This is a genomic window from Streptomyces sp. NBC_01198 (assembly GCF_036010485.1).
GTDB lineage: Bacteria > Actinomycetota > Actinomycetes > Streptomycetales > Streptomycetaceae > Actinacidiphila.
On sequence record NZ_CP108568.1, the window covers coordinates 1,683,863 to 1,703,465 of the forward strand.

The following is a 19,603-nucleotide window of genomic DNA, read 5'->3' on the forward strand; positions in this document are numbered from 1 at the left end:
TCGCCGCGCCCCCCGCACCGGCTAGTCGGGGTGGCCGAGCTGGAGGTCGCGTTCGGTGCGGCCGCCGCCGGCGACCTGGAGGACGGTGGCCACCGGCGGGTAACCGGCCGCGATGACGGTGTACTCACCGGCCGCGAGGTCGACGAAGCGGAAGTGGCCGTCGGCGCCGGTGGTGACGGAGTCGACGACATTGCCCGCGGCGTCCAGCAGGGTGACCCTGGCGTCCTCGACCAGGCGGCCGCCGGGGGCGCGGACGGTGCCGCGCAGGACGGCGCCGCCGGCCAGTTCGACGTCCTGGCGGGTCTCCCGCGAGGCCTGGACGGTGACCGGCAGCGCGGCGGGGCGGTAGGCCGGGGCGCTGGCGGCCAGGGTGTACTCGCCGGCCACCAGTTCTTCCAGGACGTACGCGCCCTCGCGGCCGCTGCGCGCGGTGGCCACGACGTCGCCGCGCACATCGGTGAGGGTCACGATGGCGTCCCGCACCGGCGTGCCGTCCGCGGTGCGTACCGCGCCCGCGAGGCGCCCGGCGCCGCCCAGGACCACGTCCAGGTCGACCGGGTGCTCGCCGACGGTCACGCTCACCGCCTGCGGCTGGTGGCCGCCCGCCGCCGCGATCAGGACGTAGCTGCCGGCCCCTGGCGTGCTCAGCGCGTAACGGCCGTCCTCCCCGGTGGCGCCGCGGCCGATCTGGCGGCCGGTGCCGTCGATGAGGGTCAGCGCGGCCCGGCCGACGCTGCTGCCGTCGGAGTGCTGAACGGTGCCGCAGACCGCGACACCGGCGTGCGGCGGGGCGGACAGCCGGCGGGCGCCGGGCAGCTGGGCGCCGGCCACGGCGCCGTCGAGGCGGTCGGTGGGTGGAGCGTCGTAGGCGGTCGCTGCGGCGGGGCCGTGCTGGGTGACCAAGGGTTTCTCCTTGAGCAGGAAGGCGAAGAGGAAGCCGAGGACGAGCACCGGCACCAGGTAGAGGAAGATCCGCGGCATGGCGTCGGCGTACGCCTGCACATAGCCGTCGCGCACCGCCGCGGGCAGGGTGCGGACCAGCTGCGGGGTGACGGACTGCGGGTCGGGCAGGTGGGCGCCGTGCGGCAGCCGCACCGCCAGCCCCTTGCTGAGCCGGTCGGCGAAGAGGGTGCCGAAGACGGCCGCGCCGACCGAGCCGCCGATCTGCCGGAAGTAGTTGTTGGCGCTGGTGGCGGCGCCGATGTCGGCGGGACTCACCGAGTTCTGCACGGCGAGCACCAGCACCGGCAGCACCAGGCCGATGCCGAGGCCCAGCACCGCCATGTAGACGCTGTAGGTGAGTTGCGGGGTGTCCGCGTCCATCAGCGAGAGCAGCCACATCCCGGCCGAGGACAGGGCGCCGCCCGCGACGGGGAAGATCTTGTACCGCCCGGTGCGGCTGATCAGCTGGCCACTGACGATGGACGCGACCACCACGCCGAGCATCATCGGCAGCATCAGCAGCCCCGAGCCGGTGGCGCTGGCCCCGTCGACCATCTGCAGGAAGGTCGGCAGGTAACTGGCCGCGCCGAACAGGGCGATGCCGACGACGCAGCCGATCAGCGCGGTGACGTTGAAGACCCCGTCGCGGAAGAGCCGCAGCGGGATGACCGGCTCCGCGGCGAAGCGCTCCACCAGCAGGAACAGCAGGGCGCAGCCGACCGCTGCGGCGCCCAGGCCCAGGATCTCCCGGGACTGCCAGCCATAGGTGGAGCCGCCCCAGGTGGTGAGCAGCACCAGGCAGGTGGAGCCGGCCGCGAGCAGCAGCGCGCCGAGCACGTCGAGGCGGGGGCGGGCGGTGGGTTTGGGGAGCTTGAGCACCATGGTGATGACGACCAGGGTGACGATGCCGAAGGGGATGTTGACGGCGAAGCACCAGCGCCAGGAGGCGTGGTCGGTGAAGAAGCCGCCGAGCAGCGGCCCCGCGACCGAGGCGAGGCCGAAGGCGGCGCCGATCATGCCCATGTAGCGGCCGCGTTCGCGGGGCGGCACGATGTCGGCCATGATCGCCTGCACGCCGATCATCAGACCGCCGCCGCCGATGCCCTGGACCGCGCGGAAGGCGATGAGCTCGTTCATGGAGCGTGACCAGGCGGCGAGGGCGGAGCCGGCGACGAAGGTCAGGATGGCGAACTGGAAGACGCCCTTGCGGCCGAAGAGGTCGCCGAGCTTGCCGTAGATGGGCAGCCCGATGGTGGAGGCCAGCAGATAGGCGGTGACGACCCAGGACATCTGGTCGAGGCCGTGCAGCTCGCCGACGATCTTCGGCAGGGCGGTGGCCACGATCATCTGGTCGAGGGCGGCGAGCAGCAGCGCCAGCATCAGGCCGAGGAAGACCAGCCGGACCCGGCGCGGCGTCAGATCCGGCCCGGCAGCGGGCGCGGCGGCCCCGGAGTCGGGCGCCGGGGCGACGCCCTCGACCAGCGTGCCGCCCGCGCCGCCGCCTCCGCCCCCGCCTCCGTCCTCGACCAGTGCCGCCGTCCGGTCGGTCAGCGTGCTGCCAGCCACCCTTCACTCCCCTCGTCACACCTGTTGCGCCACCGTCTCCCGCATGAGGCGACAACGAAGAAGCGGCGCGGCGATTCTCAGGAAGTAGGCAGAACCACCCGTATCAGTGAAAGATCACGAAACCAACCGGGTGACGGGGCGGTCTGCTAGGGCGTGTCCGAACACATGGCGCGGTCCGCCCGCAGGCGGCGGCCGTGTCGTGGGACGGAGGGCTAGGCCTGCGGGGTGCCGCCCTCGACGTGGGCGGCGAGCGACGCGAGGATCGCGTCGTAGATGCGGCCGAGGCCCTTGGGGGCGAAGGTGCGCTCGAAGAAGCCGCCGACGCCGGTGGCGCCCTGCCAGCGGGTGGCCGCGACCACCTTGCTGCTGCCCGCGCCGGCCGGGGTGACCGTCCAGGTGGTCACCAGGGTGGAGTTGCGGTCGGTCTCGACCAGCGTCCGCTCGGCCGGCGCGGTGACGTCGAGCAGGCAGTCCCGTACGCGCTTGCTCGTGGCCTGCAGCTTCCAGTGCACGACGGTGCCCGCGCCGGTGCCGCCCTCACGCACCTCGTACTCGCTGAACTGCTCAGGGAGCAGCCGCGCGCGGGTGCCCGCGTAGTCGGCGAGGGCGTCGTACACCCGCTCCGGCTCCGCCGCGACGATCCGCTCCGTGGTGGCCTCGACCAGCGCCATGAAATCTCCCTCGGGTCCGTTCCTGTGCACGTCCTGCACGCGCCGCACAAGCCAATCACACCCGCTTTTCGAATTTGTGTTCTATTGTGGACGCAGGCAGCACACGCCGGACACCCGAAGGAGGGCGCCATGCGCTGGGAACAGCTGGGCCGGGACGACGCCACGGCCGCGCTCTTCGGCACGGACGCGGTCACCCGTCGCTTCGACACCCCCGAATTCCGCGGCATCACCTTCCACGAGGTGCGGGCCCGGTCGATCCTGAACCGGGTGCCGGGGGCGTCGCGGATGCCCTTCGAGTGGACGATCAACCCCTACCGCGGGTGCAGCCACGCCTGCGTCTACTGCTTCGCGCGCAGGACGCACAGCTACCTCGACCTGGACACCGGACACGACTTCGACACCCAGATCGTGGTGAAGACCAACGCGGCGGAGCTGCTGCGCCGGGAGCTGGCGGCGCCGCGCTGGCAGGGCGAGCACGTCGCGATGGGCACCAACGTCGACTGCTACCAGCGGGCCGAGGGTCGCTACCAGCTGATGCCGGGGATCCTGGCGGCGCTGCGGGACCACGCCAACCCGTTCTCGATCCTCACCAAGGGCTCGCTGATCCTGCGCGACCTCGAACTGGTGCGGCAGGCCGCGCGCGTCACCGAGGTGTCCATCGCGCTGTCCGTCGGATTCCTCGACGGCGAGTTGTGGCGCAGCGTGGAGCCGGGCACCCCTTCCCCCCAGACGCGCCTCGCGGTCTGCCGCACCTTCAGGGAGAACGGCATATCGTCCTCGGTCCTGATGGCACCGGTACTGCCGTTCCTCAGCGACTCGCCCGAGCAGTTGCGGGCGACCGTCCGCGCCATCGCCCAGGCGGGCGCCGGATCGATCACCCCGCTGGTGCTGCATCTGCGCCCGGGAGCGCGGGAGTGGTACATGTCGTGGCTGGCCCGCAACCACCCGCATCTGGTGCGGCGTTACGAGGCGCTGTACGCGGGCGGGTCCTACGCGCCGACCTGGTATCAGCGCAAGATCACCCGCCAGGTGCACGAATTCGCCGCGGAGTTCGGCTGCGGCCCGTCCCGCAGGCCCGGCTTCCGGCAGCCGCAAGGGCGGGAGCAGGAGCTGCCACCCCAGGGCCAGGAGCAGGAGCGGTCGGGGATCCGCGAGCAGGGGCGGCCGCACCGGCGGGGGTCGCACCCGGAGTCCGGACCGCCCGCGGAGCCGGGGGACACCCAGCTCACCCTGCTCTGACGCCGCCGCACACCACCACGACTTCTGCCGGCCGTACTCCACGGGGGCGCACGGCCGGCAGATCCCCCCACCGTCGCGCTCATCTGTCGGCGGTGCGAATCACATGCGCAGAGGGGTGGCGCTCAAGTTACCCGCCGGTTACCCTCGAAGCACCGTGCTCGGCGGCCTGGTGACGCAGCCGCCGCGCACTCCGCACCACCACGTCGGTTCGGCATCAGCGCGGCGCGGCCCCGGGACAGGGCCGGCCGGCAGTCCACGCGGGCGCGCACATCTCGGCGACCGGCCCGCGACTCCGTCTCCACCCTCACTCCCCTGCCGTGCGTGCCTGGCCGCGCCCGGTCTCCTCAGCGTCTGGAGTCACGCGATGGACCGTCCCTCCGCAGTTTCGGCATCCGCAAACCCCTCCGCGGCGCCCTCCCCCGCGCCCGCCGTCACCCCCCTCTCCGCCGTCGCCGTGATCGGCCTGGGCACCATGGGCACCGGCATCGCCGAGGTCATGGCCAGGGCAGGCCACGACGTCGTCGGCGTCGACCTCGACCCGGCGGCCGCCCGCCGCGCGGTCACCTCGCTGGAGCGCTCCACCGCACGCGCGGTGGAACGCGGCCGCAGCACCGCCGCCGAGCGCACCGAGGCGCTCGCCCGCTTCCGCACCTCCCCCGACCTGCAGGCGGTCGCGGCCGCCGACCTGGTGATCGAGGTGGTGGACGAGCGCTACGAGACCAAGCGGGACGTCATCACCGCCCTCGACCGGATCGTCAAACCCGGCGCGATCCTGGCCACCGGCACCAACGCGCTGTCGGTGACCCGGCTCGCGGCCGAGACCGGCCGCCCCGACCGGGTGCTCGGGCTGCACTTCTTCGCGCCCGCCCAGGCCATGAAGCTGGTCGAGGTGGTGTCCACCGTGCTGACCTCGCCGGAGACCACCGAGGCCGTCACCGCGCTGGTGCGCAGCCTCGGCAAGGAGCCGGTGCCGGTCGGCGACCGGCCGGGTTTCATCGCGGACGGGCTGCTGTTCGGGTATCTGAACCAGGCCGCCGCCATGTACGAGGCCCGCTACGCCACCAGGGAGGACATCGACGCGGCGATGCGGCTGGGCTGCGGCCTGCCGATGGGGCCGCTGGCCCTGCTCGACCTGATCGGGGTGGACACCGCGACCACCGTTCTCGACGCGATGTACGAGGCCAGCAGGGACCGGCTGCACGCCCCGGCGCCGGTGCTGCGGCAGCTCACGGCGGCCGGGCTACTCGGCCGCAAGTCGGGCCGCGGCTTCTACAGCTACCAGGCGCCGGGCAGTTCGGTGGTGGTGCCGGACCCGCAGACCGCGGCCGGCGGGCCCGCGCAGGCCCGGGGGCGTACGGTCCGCAGCGTGGGCGTGGCAGGTTCCGGCACCATGGCGACCGGCATCGCCGAGGTCTTCGCGAAGGCCGGTCTCCCGGTGCAACTCGCCGCGCGCACCCCGGAGAAGGCCGAGAAGGCGGTGGCGCGGCTGGCGAAGTCCCTGGACCGCTCGGTCTCGCGGGGCCGGCTCAGCGCCGAGCAGCGCGACGCGGCCGTGGCCCTGGTGACGCCCGCGGGCTCCTACGACGCCCTCGGGCAGGCCGACCTGGTGGTCGAGGCGGTGGTCGAGGACCTCTTCGTCAAGCAGCAGCTCTTCCGGGTCCTCGACAAGGTGTGCCGGCCGGGCGCGGTACTGGCCACCACGACCTCCTCGCTGCCGGTGGTGGCGATCGCTCGGGCCACCGAACGCCCGCAGGACGTCGTCGGGATGCACTTCTTCAACCCGGCGCCGGCCATGAAGCTGGTGGAGGTGGTGCACACGGTGCTCACCTCCGACGAGGTCCGGGCCACCGTCCACCAGGTCTGCGGGACCCTGCGCAAGCACCCGGTGGACTGCGCCGACCGGGCGGGCTTCATCGTGAACGCGCTGCTCTTCCCGTATCTGAACAACGCGGTGAAGATGGTGCAGGACCACTACGCGAGCGTGGAGGCCATCGATGCGGCCATGAAGCTCGGCGGCGGCTACCCGATGGGGCCCTTCGAACTGCTCGACGTGGTGGGCCTTGACGTGTCGCTGGCGATCGAGCAGGTGCTGCACGAGGAGTTCCGCGACCCGGGACTGGCGCCGGCGCCGCTGCTTGAGCACCTGGTCTCGGCGGGCTGTCTGGGCCGCAAGACCGGCCGTGGTTTCCGCGAGTATGCCCGCGACTGAGCGTCCCGGCGGGCGCGACACCCGTGCGGCGAGCTGGGGCGTTTTCCCCCCGGCCGCCGGGCGGGGCGGTCCGCCGTGTTACGTTCCCCACATGCCCCAGTCCGCGAAGTCCGGTCCTCCCGAGACCGCGACCGTCCGCCGCGCCGCCGCCCAGCGCCACCGGGTGCGGCAGGACCTCGCGTCGGCGGCGATGCACCTGTTCGCGACGCAGGGCTACGAGGCGACCACGGTGGACGAGATCGCCGCGACGGCCGGGGTGGCCCGGCGGACCTTCTTCCGGCATTTCCGGTCCAAGGAAGAGGCGATCTTCCCCGACCACGACGACACCCTGGTCCGCGTCCAGGCCGTCCTGGACTCCGCGGACCCGCACGAGCACCCGCTGGACACCGTCTGCCGCGGCATCACCGAGGTGCTGCGGATGTACGCGCAGGTGCCCGAGGTGTCGGTGGAGCGCTACCGGCTGACCCGCGAGGTGCCGACGCTGCGCGAGCGCGAGATCGCCTCGGTTGCCCGTTACGAGCGGCTCTTCACGCGCTATCTGCTGGGCCACTTCGACGAGGGCGCACAGGGCTACGGCGACGACGACCCGCTGCTCGCCGAGGTCGCCGCCTCCGCGGTGGTCGCCGCCCACAACCACGTGCTGCGGCGCTGGCTGCGGGCGGACGGCAAGGGCGACGTGGAGGCGCAGCTCGACCACGCCTTCGACGTCATCAAGGCGACCTTCGGCACGGGCATCGGCGCCGGGCGGATACCCTCCAGGGCCGCTTCCACGGCCGCGCCGACCGTGTCCCGGCACGGCGAGGTGGTGGTCGCAGTGGCCCGCACCGACGCCTCCCCCGCGCAGATCCTGCGCAGTATCGAAGAGGCGCTGCGCAAGGCCTGACCGCCCGCCCGCACCCCGCGGAACAGCGGCTGTCCGGCCTGCCGGGCGGCCGCTGTTGCCGCTTTCCGGCGGCGGGGTGACACTGGGATGAAAATTTGGCACCCAGTGTCTTTACGACTGGCACGCGGTGCCATACGGTATCCCCAGTCCGGGCGGACGGCATGCAAGGTTCCCGCGCAGGCCGGCTGTCCCCCTGGCCCGGACGCCTGCGTCACAGGCATTCCGCGTCACCGCGCGGCTCCTTTCCTCCACCGTCAAGCCCTTGGCCGGACCGACGGCACCTCCACCCCACCCGACCCCCGCGTTCCCGTACGCGCCACCCCACACGGACCCGGAGACACCGGCGCGCACGCGGAACGCTTCGCCGGAGGCGAGTCATATGAAGGAAATCCTGGACGCGGTTCTCGCGGCGGACAGTACGGCCGCGGACTTCGCGGCGCTGAAGCTGCCCGCCACCTACCGCGCGGTCACCGTGCACAAGGACGAGGCGGAGATGTTCGCCGGCCTCGCCACCCGTGACAAGGACCCGCGCAGCTCGCTGCACCTCGACGACGTGCCGGTGCCGGAGATCGGCCCGGGCGAGGCGCTGGTCGCCGTGATGGCCAGCTCGGTGAACTACAACTCGGTCTGGACCTCGATCTTCGAGCCGGTCTCGACCTTCGCCTTCCTGGAGCGCTACGGCCGCATGTCGCCGCTGGCCCGCCGGCACGACCTGCCCTACCACGTCATCGGCTCCGACCTGTCCGGCGTCGTGCTGCGCACCGGCCCCGGGGTGAACAAGTGGCAGCCCGGCGACCGGGTCGTCGCGCACTGCCTGAGCGTGGAGCTGGAGTCGGCCGACGGCCACAACGACACCATGCTCGACCCCGAGCAGCGGATCTGGGGCTTCGAGACCAACTTCGGCGGCCTGGCGGAGATCGCCCTGGTCAAGTCCAACCAGCTGATGCCCAAGCCCGAGCACCTGAGCTGGGAGGAGGCCGCCGCCCCCGGCCTGGTCAACTCCACCGCCTACCGGCAGCTGGTCTCCCGCAACGGCGCCGGCATGAAGCAGGGCGACAACGTGCTGATCTGGGGCGCGAGCGGCGGACTGGGCTCGTACGCCACCCAGTTCGCGCTGGCCGGCGGCGCCACGCCGATCTGCGTGGTGTCCAACCCGGAGAAGGCGGAGATCTGCCGCCGGATGGGCGCGGAGGCGGTCATCGACCGCAGCGCCGAGGGGTACCGCTTCTGGCGCGACGAGCACACCCAGGACCCGCGGGAGTGGAAGCGCTTCGGCGCCAGGATCCGCGAGCTGACCGGCGGCGAGGACGTGGACATCGTCTTCGAGCACCCGGGCCGCGAGACCTTCGGCGCCTCGGTCTACGTCACCCGCAAGGGCGGCACCATCGTCACCTGCGCCTCGACCAGCGGCTACACCCACGAGTACGACAACCGCTACCTGTGGATGAGCCTGAAGAAGATCGTCGGCTCGCACTTCGCCAACTACCGCGAGGCGTGGGAGGCCAACCGGCTGATCGCCAAGGGCCGCATCCACCCCACGCTGTCGCGCACCTACCGCCTCGCGGACACCGGCCAGGCCGCCTACGACGTCCACCGCAACCTGCACCACGGCAAGGTCGGCGTCCTGGCGCTGGCCCCCGAGGAGGGCATGGGCGTCACGGACCCCGCCATGCGCGAGCGGCACCTGCCGGCCATCAACCGCTTCCGGGACGCCTGATGGAGCGCCAGGCGGGCGGCCACCGGCACAAGGACCGTCCGTGGCTGATGCGGACCTACGCCGGGCACTCCACCGCGGAGGCCTCCAACGCCCTCTACCGGCGCAACCTCGACAAGGGGCAGACCGGACTGTCGGTGGCCTTCGACCTGCCGACGCAGACCGGCTACGACGCCGACCACGTGCTGGCCCGCGGCGAGGTCGGCCGGGTCGGGGTGCCGGTCGCGCATCTCGGCGACATGCGGCGGCTGTTCGCGGACATCCCGCTGGAGCGGACGAACACCTCGATGACCATCAACGCCACCGCCATGTGGCTGCTGGCGCTCTACCAGGTGGTCGCCGAGGAGCAGGGCGCGGACCTCGCCGCGCTGCAGGGCACCACGCAGAACGACATCGTCAAGGAGTACCTGTCCCGCGGGACGCACGTCTTCCCGCCGGTGCCGTCGCTGCGGCTGACCACGGACATGATCACGTACGCCGTGCACCAGCTGCCGAAGTGGAACCCGATCAACATCTGCAGCTACCACCTGCAGGAGGCCGGGGCCACGCCGGTGCAGGAGATCGCCTACGCGATGTCCACCGCGATCGCCGTGCTGGACGCGGTCTTCGCGTCCGGGCAGGTGCCCGAGGAGCGCAGGGGCGAGGTGGTGGGCCGGATCTCCTTCTTCGTCAACGCCGGTGTCCGGTTCGTCGAGGAGATGTGCAAGATGCGGGCCTTCGGGCGCATCTGGGACACCGTCACCCGGGAGCGCTACGGCATCCAGGATCCCAGGCACCGGCGGTTCCGCTACGGGGTGCAGGTCAACTCCCTCGGGCTGACCGAGGCGCAGCCGGAGAACAACGTCCAGCGGATCGTGCTGGAGATGCTGGCGGTGACGCTGTCCAAGGACGCGCGCGCCCGGGCGGTCCAGCTGCCCGCCTGGAACGAGGCGCTGGGCCTGCCCCGGCCGTGGGACCAGCAGTGGAGCCTGCGCATACAGCAGGTGCTCGCGCACGAGAGCGACCTGCTGGAGTACGAGGACATCTTCGACGGCAGCCATGTGATCGAGGCGAAGGTCGCCGAACTGGTCGAGCAGGCGACCGCCGAGATGGCGCACATCGAGGCGCTGGGCGGCGCGATGGCGGCCGTCGAGTCCGGCTACCTGAAGTCCGAACTGGTCGCCTCGCACGCCGAGCGCCGGGCGCGGATCGAGTCGGGCGAGGAGAAGATCGTCGGGGTCAACGTCCATGAGGCCACCGAGCCCAGCCCGCTGACCGCCGACCTGGACACCGCGATCATGACCGTCGACCCGGCGAACGAGGCGCGGGTGGTGGCCGCGCTTGACGACTGGCGGCGGGCCCGCGACGAACCGCGTGCCCGGGCCGCGCTGGACGCGCTGCGGTCGGCCGCGGCGGGCACCGGGAACCTGATGACGGTGACGCTGGAGTGCGCGCGGGCGGGGGCGACGACCGGCGAGTGGGCCGGAGTGCTGCGGGAGGTCTTCGGCGAGTTCCGCGCCCCCACCGGGGTCGGCGGGGCGCCGGTGGCGGCGGCCGCGGAGGAGGGCAGCCCGCTGGCCGACGTACGCCGCAGGGTCGCGCTGACCGCGAAGGAGCTGGGCGGCGGGCGGCTGCGGCTGCTGGTCGGGAAGCCGGGTCTCGACGGGCACTCCAACGGCGCCGAGCAGATCGCGGTACGCGCCAGGGACGCCGGTTTCGAGGTGGTCTACCAGGGGATCAGGCTGACCCCCGAGCAGATCGTCTCGGCCGCGGTCGCCGAGGACGTGCACTGCGTGGGCCTGTCGATCCTGTCGGGGTCGCACGCCGCGCTGGTGCCGGACGTGCTGGAGCGGTTGCGCACGGCCGGGGTGGACGATGTCCCGGTGGTCGTAGGCGGCATCATCCCGGCCGCGGACGCCACCGCCTTGCGGGCCGCCGGTGTGGCGGCGGTGTTCACCCCCAAGGACTTCGGTATCACCGGGATCATCGGACGGATCGTGGACGAGATCCGGCTCGCGAACAAGCTGGAGGTATGACGGTGCAGTTCGGCCGCACGTATGAGGAGTTCGAGGTCGGTGCGGTGTACAAACACTGGCCGGGGAAGACGGTCACGGAATACGACGACCACCTCTTCTGCCTCCTGACCATGAATCACCACCCGCTGCACCTGGACGCCAACTACGCAGAGAAGACAACGGACTTCGGCCGCAACGTGGTCGTCGGGAACTACGTCTACTCGCTGCTGCTCGGCATGTCGGTGCCCGATGTGTCGGGGAAGGCCATCGCCAATCTGGAGGTCGAGTCGCTGCGGCACGTCGCGCCGACCTTCCACGGCGACACCGTCTACGGCGAGACGACGGTGCTGGACAAGTGGCCGTCGAAGTCGAAGAGCGACCGCGGCATCGTCCAGGTCGAGACCCGCGGCCACAACCAGGACGGCACCCTGGTCTGCGTGTTCCGCCGCAAGGTGATGGTGCCCACCGCCAGGTACATCGAGCAGCGGGGCGGGGAACAGCCCGGCCGCCCGCAGCCGGAGGGGAACTGAGAGATGGCCAACCGACTCGCACAGACCGACGGCCTGACCGACATCCAGCAGGAGATCCTCTCCACCGTCCGCGATTTCGTGGACAAGGAGATCCTGCCGGTCGCCACCGAACTCGAACATCGCGACGAATATCCCTCCGCCATCGTCGAGGGCCTCAAAGAGCTCGGCATCTTCGGCCTGATGATCCCCGAGGAGTACGGCGGGCTCGGGGAATCGCTGCTGACCTACGCACTGACCGTGGAGGAGATCGCCCGCGGCTGGATGAGCGTGTCGGGCATCATCAACACGCATTTCATCGTGGCCTACATGATCAAACAGCACGGCACCGAGGAGCAGAAGGCGCATTTCCTGCCGCGTATGGCGGCCGGCGAGGTGCGCGGCGCTTTCTCGATGTCCGAGCCGGGCCTCGGGTCGGACGTGTCGGCGATCCGCACCAAGGGCGTACGCGACGGCGACGACTACGTCGTCAACGGCCAGAAGATGTGGCTGACCAACGGCGGCACGTCGAATCTGGTGGCGGTGCTGTGCCGCACCGACGAGGGACAGCCGCAGGACGCGCCCGCGCACCGGTCGATGACGACCTTCCTGATCGAGAAGGAGCCCGGCTTCGGGCCCAATCCCACGGTCCCGGGCCTGACCGTGCCCGGCAAGATCGACAAGATGGGCTACAAGGGCGTCGACACCACCGAGCTGATCCTGCAGGACGTACGGGTGCCGGCCGACCGCGTGCTCGGCGGCCGGAGCGGGCAGGGCTTCTACCAGATGATGGACGGCGTCGAGGTGGGCCGGGTCAACGTGGCCGCCCGCGGCTGCGGGGTGGCACGGCGGGCCTTCGAGCTCGGTATCGGCTACGCGCAGCAGCGGCACACTTTCGGCAAGGCCATCGCCGAGCACCAGGCGATCCAGTTCAAGCTCGCCGAAATGGCCACCAAGGTGGAGGCCGCCCACCAGATGATGGTCAATGCCGCGCGCAAGAAGGATTCCGGCGAGCGCAACGATCTGGAAGCCGGAATGGCGAAATATCTGGCGGCGGAGTTCTGCAAGGAGGTCGTCGAGGACGCGTTCCGCATCCACGGCGGCTACGGGTTCTCCAAGGAGTACGAGATCGAGCGGCTCTACCGGGAGGCCCCGATGCTGCTGATCGGCGAGGGAACCGCCGAGATCCAGAAAATGATCATCGGAAGAAGACTCTTGGAGGAGTACCGGATCCAGGGCTGAATGTCCGCATTCATGGCGATTTATCCGAGGGGAAGGTCACAGTACGTCATGGCCTGTGCCACCGGAACCAGCCATCGACTCGCCCTCGCGCTTGCCGAGTTGCCGGTGTCAGCCGATACCATCGACCAAAGCCGCCGTCCCCTGAAGTAATTCGCGGCATCCTCCGCTACGAAGGTCTTCCATGCCCCACAGCCATTCCCCTGCACCACGCGGCCGGGTCCGCCTCGCGCGTGGCGCATCACCGTGGCTCCTCCCGACCGTGGCCACCGCGGCGGTCTCCCTCGCGAAGGCGCGCCACTCCGGCCGCTGGGCGACCGTGGCAGTCCCCGCCACCGCGCTCGCGGCCGGGATGCTGTGGTTCTTCCGCGACCCCGAGCGGGAGATCGCCGACGGCCGGGTGATCAGCCCCGCCGACGGCGTGGTCCAGAGCGTCATGCCGTGGAAGGACGGGCGCACCCGCGTCGCGATCTTCATGAGCCCGCTGAACGTGCACGTCAACCGGGCGCCGCTCGCCGGCACGGTCACCTCCGTCGAGCACATCCCCGGCGGCTACGTACCGGCGTTCAACAAGGAGAGCGAGCACAACGAGCGGGTGATCTGGCATTTCGACACCGAGGCCGGTGACATCGAGATGGTGCAGATCGCCGGCGCGGTCGCGCGGCGGATCGTCCCGTACGTGCCGCGTGGCTGCAAGGTCGAGCAGGGTGACCGGATCGGGCTGATCCGCTTCGGCTCCCGGGTCGACGTGTACCTGCCGGCCGGGATCGAAGCGGGTGTCGAGGTCGGGCAGAACACCACGGCTGGGGTGACACGCCTTGACCGTGACTGATCCGGATACGGCGCAGTCCACCTGGGTCTCCGAGCTCCAGGACGAGGTCGACGACCTCCCCCTGTCGACCCGGCTGTCCATCGCCGACGCGCTCACCCTCGGAAACGCGATCTGCGGCTTCATGGCCGTGTACTTCACCACCACCGGCGTGCTGGTCCCGCACCTGATGGGGACGAGCGACGGCGGCATGTCCAAGCACAGCGCCGCCACGGCGGTCACGCTGATGCTGCTCGCGTCGGTCTTCGACCTCTTCGACGGGCTCGTCGCGCGCAAGCTGCGCAGCTCGGCGATGGGGGCCGAGCTGGACAACCTCTCCGACCTGATCAGCTTCGGGCTCGCCCCGGCGTACTTCGTGGTCGTGTGGGGACTGGTGGCCGACGACGCCCACGGGAAGGTCTCCGCGGTCGCCGCGGTGCTCGTGGTGCTCGCGGTGGTGCTGCGGCTGGCCCGCTTCTCCTGCACGACGCTGCGGGACGGCGTCTTCCAGGGCATGCCCAGCCCCTTCGGGGCGATGACGGTGGTCTCGGTGGTGCTGCTGGAGCTGCCCTTCGTCCCCACCATCGTGGCGATCGTGGGCGTGGCCTGGCTGATGGTGAGCCGGGTCGAGTACCCCAAGCCGCGCGGGCGGCTGGCCGTGCTCACGCTGGCCTGGATCCTGGTCAGCATGGGCTGCCTCACCGCCTGGACCCTCGACGCTCCCGGCGGCCACCAGCTCCTGCAGACCGGGGCGGCACTGCAGTGCCTGGCGGCGGCGGTCATTCCGTGCTTCGCCACGACGCGACGGGTGAACACGATGCGGGCCAATCGGCGCGAGGCCCGCGCCGAGGCCCTCCGCTAGCCCTACCCGGGGTCCCCCCGGGCACCCCTTTCCCCCGCGGCCGCGGCATTCCTACCGCCGGCCGCGGGGGCTTTTGCGCTTGCCCGCGCCCATCCGCTGGCCGCGGTGGTTGGCGGTTCCCCTTACGCAGGGGGGTGCCGGACAGGGGCGCGGGGAACTGGGCGCTCAGCCCACCACCGGCCGGTGGCCCGGGTCGGACCGAACAGCCCCTTTCGGTCGGTGACGACCCGCGCCCCCGGTGGGGGCTTGTCGCGCAGTTCCCCGCGCCCCTGGGGGGGTGGCGCTTGCGGTCCGGCGCCACACGACGGCTGGTGGGGGCTGGGGGCGCCGTTCGCCGCGCCCCTGGGGTGGTGGCGGTCCGTCGCCACACGACGGCCGGTGGGGGGGCTGGGCGCGCCGTTCGCCCCGCGCCCAAGGGGGGGTGCCGCTTGCGGGTGGTGACGAACCGCGCGCCCCCGGGAGGGTCAGGTGAGGAAGTCCTGGGCCAGGTGGGAGGAGAGGCGTTCCAGAAGGGGGGCCGCGTCGGACATGGAGCGGGCGGGGTCGGGTTCCAGGTCGGCGAGGGAGTAGGCGCGGCGGATGCCGGCGTGGCCGAGGGCGGCCGGCGGGAGGGTGAGGCGGCCGCAGACGGCGACGACGTCGATGCCGCGGGCCCGGGCGGCCCGGGCGACGCCCACCGGCGCCTTGCCGTGCAGGCTCTGCTCGTCGAGGGAGCCCTCACCGGTGATGACGAGCGTGACACCGTCGAGCGCGGCCTCGAAGCCGAGGACGTCGAGCAGCACCTCGATCCCGGGCCGGAAGGACGCCTGCAGGCCGACCAGCGCGCCGAAGCCGATGCCGCCGGCGGCACCGGCGCCGGGCGCCTGGGCCTCGTCAGCGGCGCCGAGCACCAGGACGAACTGGGCGAGCGCCGCGTCGAGGGCGGCGACGTCCTCGACGGACGCTCCCTTCTGCGGGCCGTAGACGGCCGCCGCGCCCTTCGGGCCGAGCAGCGGGTTGTCGACGTCGCCGGCCAGTACGACCTCGGTGCTGGCCAGCCGGGGGTCCAGGTCGCCGAGGTCGGCGGTGGCCAGCCCGGCCAGCGCGGCGCCGCCCGGCGCCACCGGCGCCCCCTCGGCGTCGAGCAGCCGCGCGCCCAGCGCGCTGAGCATGCCCGCGCCGCCGTCGGTGGTGGCGCTGCCGCCGACGCCGAGCACGATGGTGCGGGCCCCGGCGTCGAGCGCGGCCCGCAGCAGCTCCCCGGTGCCGTACGTGGTGGCCGTCAGCGGCGCGAAGATCCCTGGGGGCAGCCGGCGCAGCCCGGAGGCCTCGGCCATCTCCACCACGGCGGTGCCGTCGCGCAGCGCGTACGCGGCCTCGACGGTCTCGCCGATCGGCCCGGTGACCCGTACCGTCCGGCGCTCGAACCCGGCGGCGACCGCCGCGTCGACCGTGCCGTCGCCGCCGTCGGCGACCGGCAGCTCGGTCACGTCGAGGCCGGGTACGACAGAGCGCAGTCCGGCCGCGACGTGTGCGGCCACCTGTACCGCGGTCAGCGAGCCCTTGAACTTGTCGGCGGCGATCAGCACGCGGCCGGTGGAATTCCCTGCGGTGTCGGACACCTTCGTCTTCTCCATCCGATACGGAACATCGCGCCGTTTCGGACCCTATCCCGGCCCGGCCGCCGCGCCCATCGGCAGCGCGCTCCGTGATCGCCCGAATACGGCGCGCCGGCGCGTCGCGCGCCGTAAATTGGCGGCATGACGACCGATTTCGCGAGCTACATCGCCGGGCTGCCGAGAATCCTGGCCGGGGCCAGCATGCTGTGCCGTTCGGCGGACGGGCGGATCCTGATCGTGGAGCCGAACTACCGTCACGACGGCACCTGGAACCTGCCGGGCGGCACGATCGAGTCGGACCAGGGCGAGACCCCGCGGCAGGGTGCGCGCCGGGAGACCGCGGAGGAGGTCGGGCTGGACGTGGCACCCGGCCCGCTGCTGGTGGTCGACTGGTCCTCGGCTCCGGGCCGGCCGCCGTGGGTGAGCTACCTCTACGACGGCGGGGTGCTGTCGGAGGAGCAGCTGGCGTCGGTGCGGTTACAGGAGGAGGAGCTGGACTCGTGGCGGCTGATGGACCCGGCGGAGACGGAGCGCTACTTCGGGCGCGGCCAGGCGGGCCGTATCCGTGCCGCCCTGGCGGCGCTGGCCGACGGCACCGGCACCGCGGAGCTGGTCAACGGCCGCCCGGCCACCGACGGGGGGTGACCGGGCGCGGGCGGCCGCTCGGGCCTCAGGGCTTGGGGATGTCGAAGAAGTAGGTGAGCCCGCCGGCCAGCCGGATGTCGCCCTTGACCTTGAGCTTGCGGGTGAAGAAGAGCGTGGGGCCCGAGGCGTTGCCGGAGACGAGCCGGAGGAACTCCGGCCCGGCCATGGTGAGGCTGAGCTGCGGCTCGCGGTCGGTGCGCTCGGGGGTCACCGTGCAGGTGCCGCCGCCGATGTGGGTCTCGTAGACGTCGTCCGCCCCGCCGGCGTCGTCGGTGATGCGCCAGCGGATCAGCGCGTCCTTGCCGGCGGCCGCGTCGGGCTTGAAGAGGGTGTGCATCCGGCCGAAGACCTCGTCGAGCACCCGGCGCCGGTGGGTTCCGCTCATCAGCTCGGCGATCCGCCGGGTCGGCAGGCCCTTGACGATCCGGGCGAATTCGCGGGGCCCCACCGAGCCGAAGTCCAGGGTCTCCAGGTCGAGGTCGTCCAGTGCGGCCATCGGCCACCGTCCTTACTCCAGAGTAAACTTACCAGCGAGTAAGACTAGTTTCCGTACGCCATGGTGACAACCCGTACAGGGCGCGGACGGCTGTTCATCTGGAAGATCCACGAACGGGCCGTAAAGCGGCGACACAGAGCAACCTCTACCCCTATGCTTCCGGTTCGGCACCCGTGAACTGCCTGCGGAAACAGGTGCCTTGCGGCTCAAGCCGCTTCTTCGGCATGTCCTCCCCCACCATGCGGCCCTTCGAGGGCCGCTTGTCGTGTTCTGCCGGCCGCCCGTCCCCACACAGCACCCGCTCATCTTCGAAAGGCGCTACATCAATGTCCCAGCCCCAGACGCTCGGCAACGGCCAGTCCACCTCGTGGGAGAAGTTCTGGTACGTCCTCGGCTGCATCTACTTCGGCGCCGCTTATCTGTCCAAGGTCCCGGCGAAGAAGGCGCTCAGCGAGTACGGCCTCGTCGAGCTGACCGGCGCCGAGAAGTTCTGGTACGTCGTGCAGTGCATCCTCTTCGGTTCCGGCTACTTCTCCAAGGTCATCACCAAGAAGGCGCTCTCCGAGGTCCGTTTCGCCGCCCCGCAGCAGGCGTTCGCGCAGTCGGCCGCAGAGTCGCCGTACGCGCCCTGACCCTGGCCGCCGCCCGCTCCGGCGCCGCCCCTCCCCAGGAGTGCGGTCGGCGCCGGGCCGGGTGTCACCGCCGGGCCGCGCGCCGCAGGTGCCGCAGGACGGCACGGGCCGCGTGGTGGCCGCTCATACCGTGCACACCGGGACCCGGCGGGGTCGCCGAGGAGCACAGGAAGACCCCCGGGCGGCGGGTGGCGTAGGGCACCGCGGCCAGCCGCGGCCGGAGCACGGCCTGCAGGCCCGCGAAGGCGCCGCAGGCCACGTCGCCGCCGACGTAGTTGGCGTTGCGCGCGGCGAGCCCGGCGGGCCCGGTGACCGCCCGGGCCAGCACCAGGTCGCGGAAGCCCGGTGCGAAGCGTTCGATCTGCCGCTCGACGGCGCCGGTGGCGTCGCCGTGCCAGTCGTGCGGGACGTGGCCGTAGGCCCAGAAGACGTGCTTGCCCTCCGGCGCCCTCGACGGGTCCACCACGGTGGGCTGCGAGGTGATCAGGAACGGGGTGTGCGGCGGGCGCCCGGTGACCGCGCGGTTCAGGGCGTCGCCGATCTCGGTGTAGGTCGGGCCGATGTGCACGGTGCCGGCCCGCCTGGCCTGCTCCGCCGTCCACGGGACGGGGCCGTCGAGGGCGTAGTCGATCTTGAAGACCGAGGGGCCGTAGCGGTAGCCGCGGTAGGCGTCGCCGAGCGCGGCGATCCTGGCCAGCGCGGTCGGCGAGGTGTCGAAGACATAGGCGCGGGCCGGCGGCAGCTCGTCCAGTTTGCGCACGGTCACCCCGGTGCGGATCGCCCCGCCCAGCTCGGTCAGATGCCCGGCCAGCGCGTCGGCGATCGCCTGCGAGCCGCCGCGGGCCACCGGCCAGCCCCGCTCGTGGGCGGCCAGCGCGAACATCATGGCCATCGCCCCGGTGAAGGGCTGCCCCAGCCGGGAGATCGCGTGCCCGGCGAGCCCCGCGAGCAGCCCACGGGCCCGGGCGTCGCGGAAGCGCAGCGCCAGCAGCGCGGCCGGCGGGGTCCCGGTCAGCCCGAAACGCACGAAACGGTACGGGTCCCTGGGTATGCCGGCCCACTGCGGCCGGAAGAAGTCGGCCGCCATGGTGTCCCAGTGGCCGACGTAGGGCGCCATCAGTTTGCGGTAGGTGACCGCGTCGCGCGGCCCGAGCGAGGCGGCGGTCTCGCCGACCGTACGGCCGAGCACCGCGGCGGTGCCGTCGGGGAAGGGGTGCGCCATCGGCACCTCGGGCTGCAGCCACTCCAGGCCGTGCCGGGCGAGCGGCAGCGCCTTGAAGGCGGGCGAGCCGATACCGAAGGGGTGCACGGCCGAGCAGGGGTCGTGCCGGAAGCCCGGCAGCGTCAGCTCCTCGGTGCGCGCCCCGCCGCCCACGGTGTCCGCGGCCTCGTAGACCTGCACGCTCAGCCCCGCACGGGCCAGTTCGACCGCCGCGGTCAGCCCGTTGGGGCCCGCTCCGACGACCACCGCGTCGGCGACGACGGCCCGCCTCACGGCCGGGCCGCCGTCCGGCCGGCCGGGTTCTCGCACACACCGACTCCGTTGCCCATGGCGCCATCCAACCAGACACCGGGGCACCGTGGTTCCCCACCCCGCAA

At 72.1% G+C, this 19,603-nt stretch carries 16 protein-coding genes; 11 read left to right on the forward strand and 5 right to left on the reverse strand.

Translation table 11 applies throughout. The features are described from left to right. Positions 1-21 precede the first annotated feature (21 nt). Both OG702_RS07615 and OG702_RS07620 read right to left on the reverse strand, forming a co-directional pair. Positions 22-2,424 carry an MFS transporter gene (locus tag OG702_RS07615; RefSeq protein ID WP_327293118.1) on the reverse strand — a complete coding sequence of 801 codons (2,403 nt, stop codon included), beginning with the start codon at positions 2,422-2,424 and terminating at the stop codon, positions 22-24. A 296-nt stretch (positions 2,425-2,720) separates the two neighbouring features. Next, positions 2,721-3,179, reverse strand: a complete 459-nt coding sequence (locus tag OG702_RS07620; protein WP_327288097.1) for an SRPBCC family protein — start codon at positions 3,177-3,179, stop codon at positions 2,721-2,723. Between the two features lie 129 nt (positions 3,180-3,308). Between OG702_RS07620 and OG702_RS07625 the strand changes: the two genes are divergently transcribed. The 9 genes from OG702_RS07625 (at position 3,309) to pssA (ending at position 14,633) form a co-directional block, all read left to right on the forward strand. Then, entirely contained in the window at positions 3,309-4,418 is a 1,110-nt protein-coding gene (locus tag OG702_RS07625; protein WP_327288098.1) for an Rv2578c family radical SAM protein, read from the forward strand. A gap of 364 nt (positions 4,419-4,782) precedes the next feature. Further along, positions 4,783-6,627, forward strand: coding sequence for a 3-hydroxyacyl-CoA dehydrogenase family protein (locus OG702_RS07630; RefSeq protein WP_327288099.1), 1,845 nt, complete (start codon positions 4,783-4,785; stop codon positions 6,625-6,627). Positions 6,628-6,718: 91 nt separating this feature from the next. Further along, positions 6,719-7,510 (forward strand): TetR family transcriptional regulator, encoded by a 792-nt coding sequence (locus OG702_RS07635; protein ID WP_327288100.1) that lies wholly within the window; start codon positions 6,719-6,721, stop codon positions 7,508-7,510. Between the two features lie 379 nt (positions 7,511-7,889). Continuing rightward, positions 7,890-9,227, forward strand: a complete 1,338-nt coding sequence (ccrA, locus tag OG702_RS07640) for a crotonyl-CoA carboxylase/reductase (protein WP_327288101.1) — start codon at positions 7,890-7,892, stop codon at positions 9,225-9,227. Beyond that, positions 9,224-11,239: a methylmalonyl-CoA mutase family protein gene (locus tag OG702_RS07645; RefSeq protein WP_327293119.1), complete on the forward strand. Its 2,016-nt coding sequence runs from the start codon at positions 9,224-9,226 to the stop codon at positions 11,237-11,239. Before ccrA ends, OG702_RS07645 begins: the two co-directional genes overlap by 4 nt. A gap of 2 nt (positions 11,240-11,241) precedes the next feature. Further along, a complete protein-coding gene (locus OG702_RS07650; protein WP_327293120.1) occupies positions 11,242-11,748 on the forward strand; it encodes a MaoC family dehydratase in 507 nt (168 codons plus the stop codon). 3 nt (positions 11,749-11,751) lie between these two features. Then, positions 11,752-12,966 carry an acyl-CoA dehydrogenase family protein gene (locus tag OG702_RS07655; RefSeq protein WP_327288102.1) on the forward strand — a complete coding sequence of 405 codons (1,215 nt, stop codon included), beginning with the start codon at positions 11,752-11,754 and terminating at the stop codon, positions 12,964-12,966. A gap of 181 nt (positions 12,967-13,147) precedes the next feature. Beyond that, positions 13,148-13,795, forward strand: a complete 648-nt coding sequence (locus OG702_RS07660; RefSeq protein WP_327288103.1) for a phosphatidylserine decarboxylase — start codon at positions 13,148-13,150, stop codon at positions 13,793-13,795. Continuing rightward, positions 13,782-14,633, forward strand: a complete 852-nt coding sequence (pssA, locus tag OG702_RS07665; RefSeq protein WP_327288104.1) for a CDP-diacylglycerol--serine O-phosphatidyltransferase — start codon at positions 13,782-13,784, stop codon at positions 14,631-14,633. Before OG702_RS07660 ends, pssA begins: the two co-directional genes overlap by 14 nt. A gap of 464 nt (positions 14,634-15,097) precedes the next feature. Here pssA and OG702_RS07670 read toward each other — a convergent pair whose 3' ends face one another. Further along, positions 15,098-16,249 carry a glycerate kinase gene (locus tag OG702_RS07670; RefSeq protein WP_327288105.1) on the reverse strand — a complete coding sequence of 384 codons (1,152 nt, stop codon included), beginning with the start codon at positions 16,247-16,249 and terminating at the stop codon, positions 15,098-15,100. A gap of 123 nt (positions 16,250-16,372) precedes the next feature. Between OG702_RS07670 and OG702_RS07675 the strand changes: the two genes are divergently transcribed. Further along, positions 16,373-16,876, forward strand: coding sequence for an NUDIX hydrolase (locus OG702_RS07675; protein WP_327288106.1), 504 nt, complete (start codon positions 16,373-16,375; stop codon positions 16,874-16,876). A 25-nt stretch (positions 16,877-16,901) separates the two neighbouring features. Here the strand turns inward: OG702_RS07675 and OG702_RS07680 are convergent, their stop codons facing one another. Next, complete coding sequence (locus OG702_RS07680; RefSeq protein ID WP_327288107.1) at positions 16,902-17,372, reverse strand: SCP2 sterol-binding domain-containing protein; 471 nt, start codon at positions 17,370-17,372, stop codon at positions 16,902-16,904. 326 nt (positions 17,373-17,698) lie between these two features. Between OG702_RS07680 and OG702_RS07685 the strand changes: the two genes are divergently transcribed. Then, entirely contained in the window at positions 17,699-18,004 is a 306-nt protein-coding gene (locus OG702_RS07685) for a hypothetical protein (protein ID WP_327288108.1), read from the forward strand. A 64-nt stretch (positions 18,005-18,068) separates the two neighbouring features. Here the strand turns inward: OG702_RS07685 and OG702_RS07690 are convergent, their stop codons facing one another. After that, positions 18,069-19,535, reverse strand: a complete 1,467-nt coding sequence (locus OG702_RS07690; RefSeq protein WP_442814329.1) for a phytoene desaturase family protein — start codon at positions 19,533-19,535, stop codon at positions 18,069-18,071. Positions 19,536-19,603 lie beyond the last annotated feature (68 nt).

Bases quoted from the DNA above. Each gene is read 5' to 3' on its own strand.
- ccrA (WP_327288101.1), top strand. From the start codon at position 7,890: ATGAAGGAAATCCTGGACGCGGTTCTCGCGGCGGACAGTACGGCCGCG.
- OG702_RS07660 (WP_327288103.1), top strand. From the start codon at position 13,148: ATGCCCCACAGCCATTCCCCTGCACCACGCGGCCGGGTCCGCCTCGCG.
- OG702_RS07685 (WP_327288108.1), top strand. From the start codon at position 17,699: ATGTCCCAGCCCCAGACGCTCGGCAACGGCCAGTCCACCTCGTGGGAG.
- OG702_RS07680 (WP_327288107.1), bottom strand. From the start codon at position 17,372: ATGGCCGCACTGGACGACCTCGACCTGGAGACCCTGGACTTCGGCTCG.
- OG702_RS07635 (WP_327288100.1), top strand. From the start codon at position 6,719: ATGCCCCAGTCCGCGAAGTCCGGTCCTCCCGAGACCGCGACCGTCCGC.
- OG702_RS07625 (WP_327288098.1), top strand. From the start codon at position 3,309: ATGCGCTGGGAACAGCTGGGCCGGGACGACGCCACGGCCGCGCTCTTC.
- OG702_RS07630 (WP_327288099.1), top strand. From the start codon at position 4,783: ATGGACCGTCCCTCCGCAGTTTCGGCATCCGCAAACCCCTCCGCGGCG.
- OG702_RS07655 (WP_327288102.1), top strand. From the start codon at position 11,752: ATGGCCAACCGACTCGCACAGACCGACGGCCTGACCGACATCCAGCAG.
- OG702_RS07620 (WP_327288097.1), bottom strand. From the start codon at position 3,179: ATGGCGCTGGTCGAGGCCACCACGGAGCGGATCGTCGCGGCGGAGCCG.
- OG702_RS07670 (WP_327288105.1), bottom strand. From the start codon at position 16,249: ATGGAGAAGACGAAGGTGTCCGACACCGCAGGGAATTCCACCGGCCGC.
- OG702_RS07675 (WP_327288106.1), top strand. From the start codon at position 16,373: ATGACGACCGATTTCGCGAGCTACATCGCCGGGCTGCCGAGAATCCTG.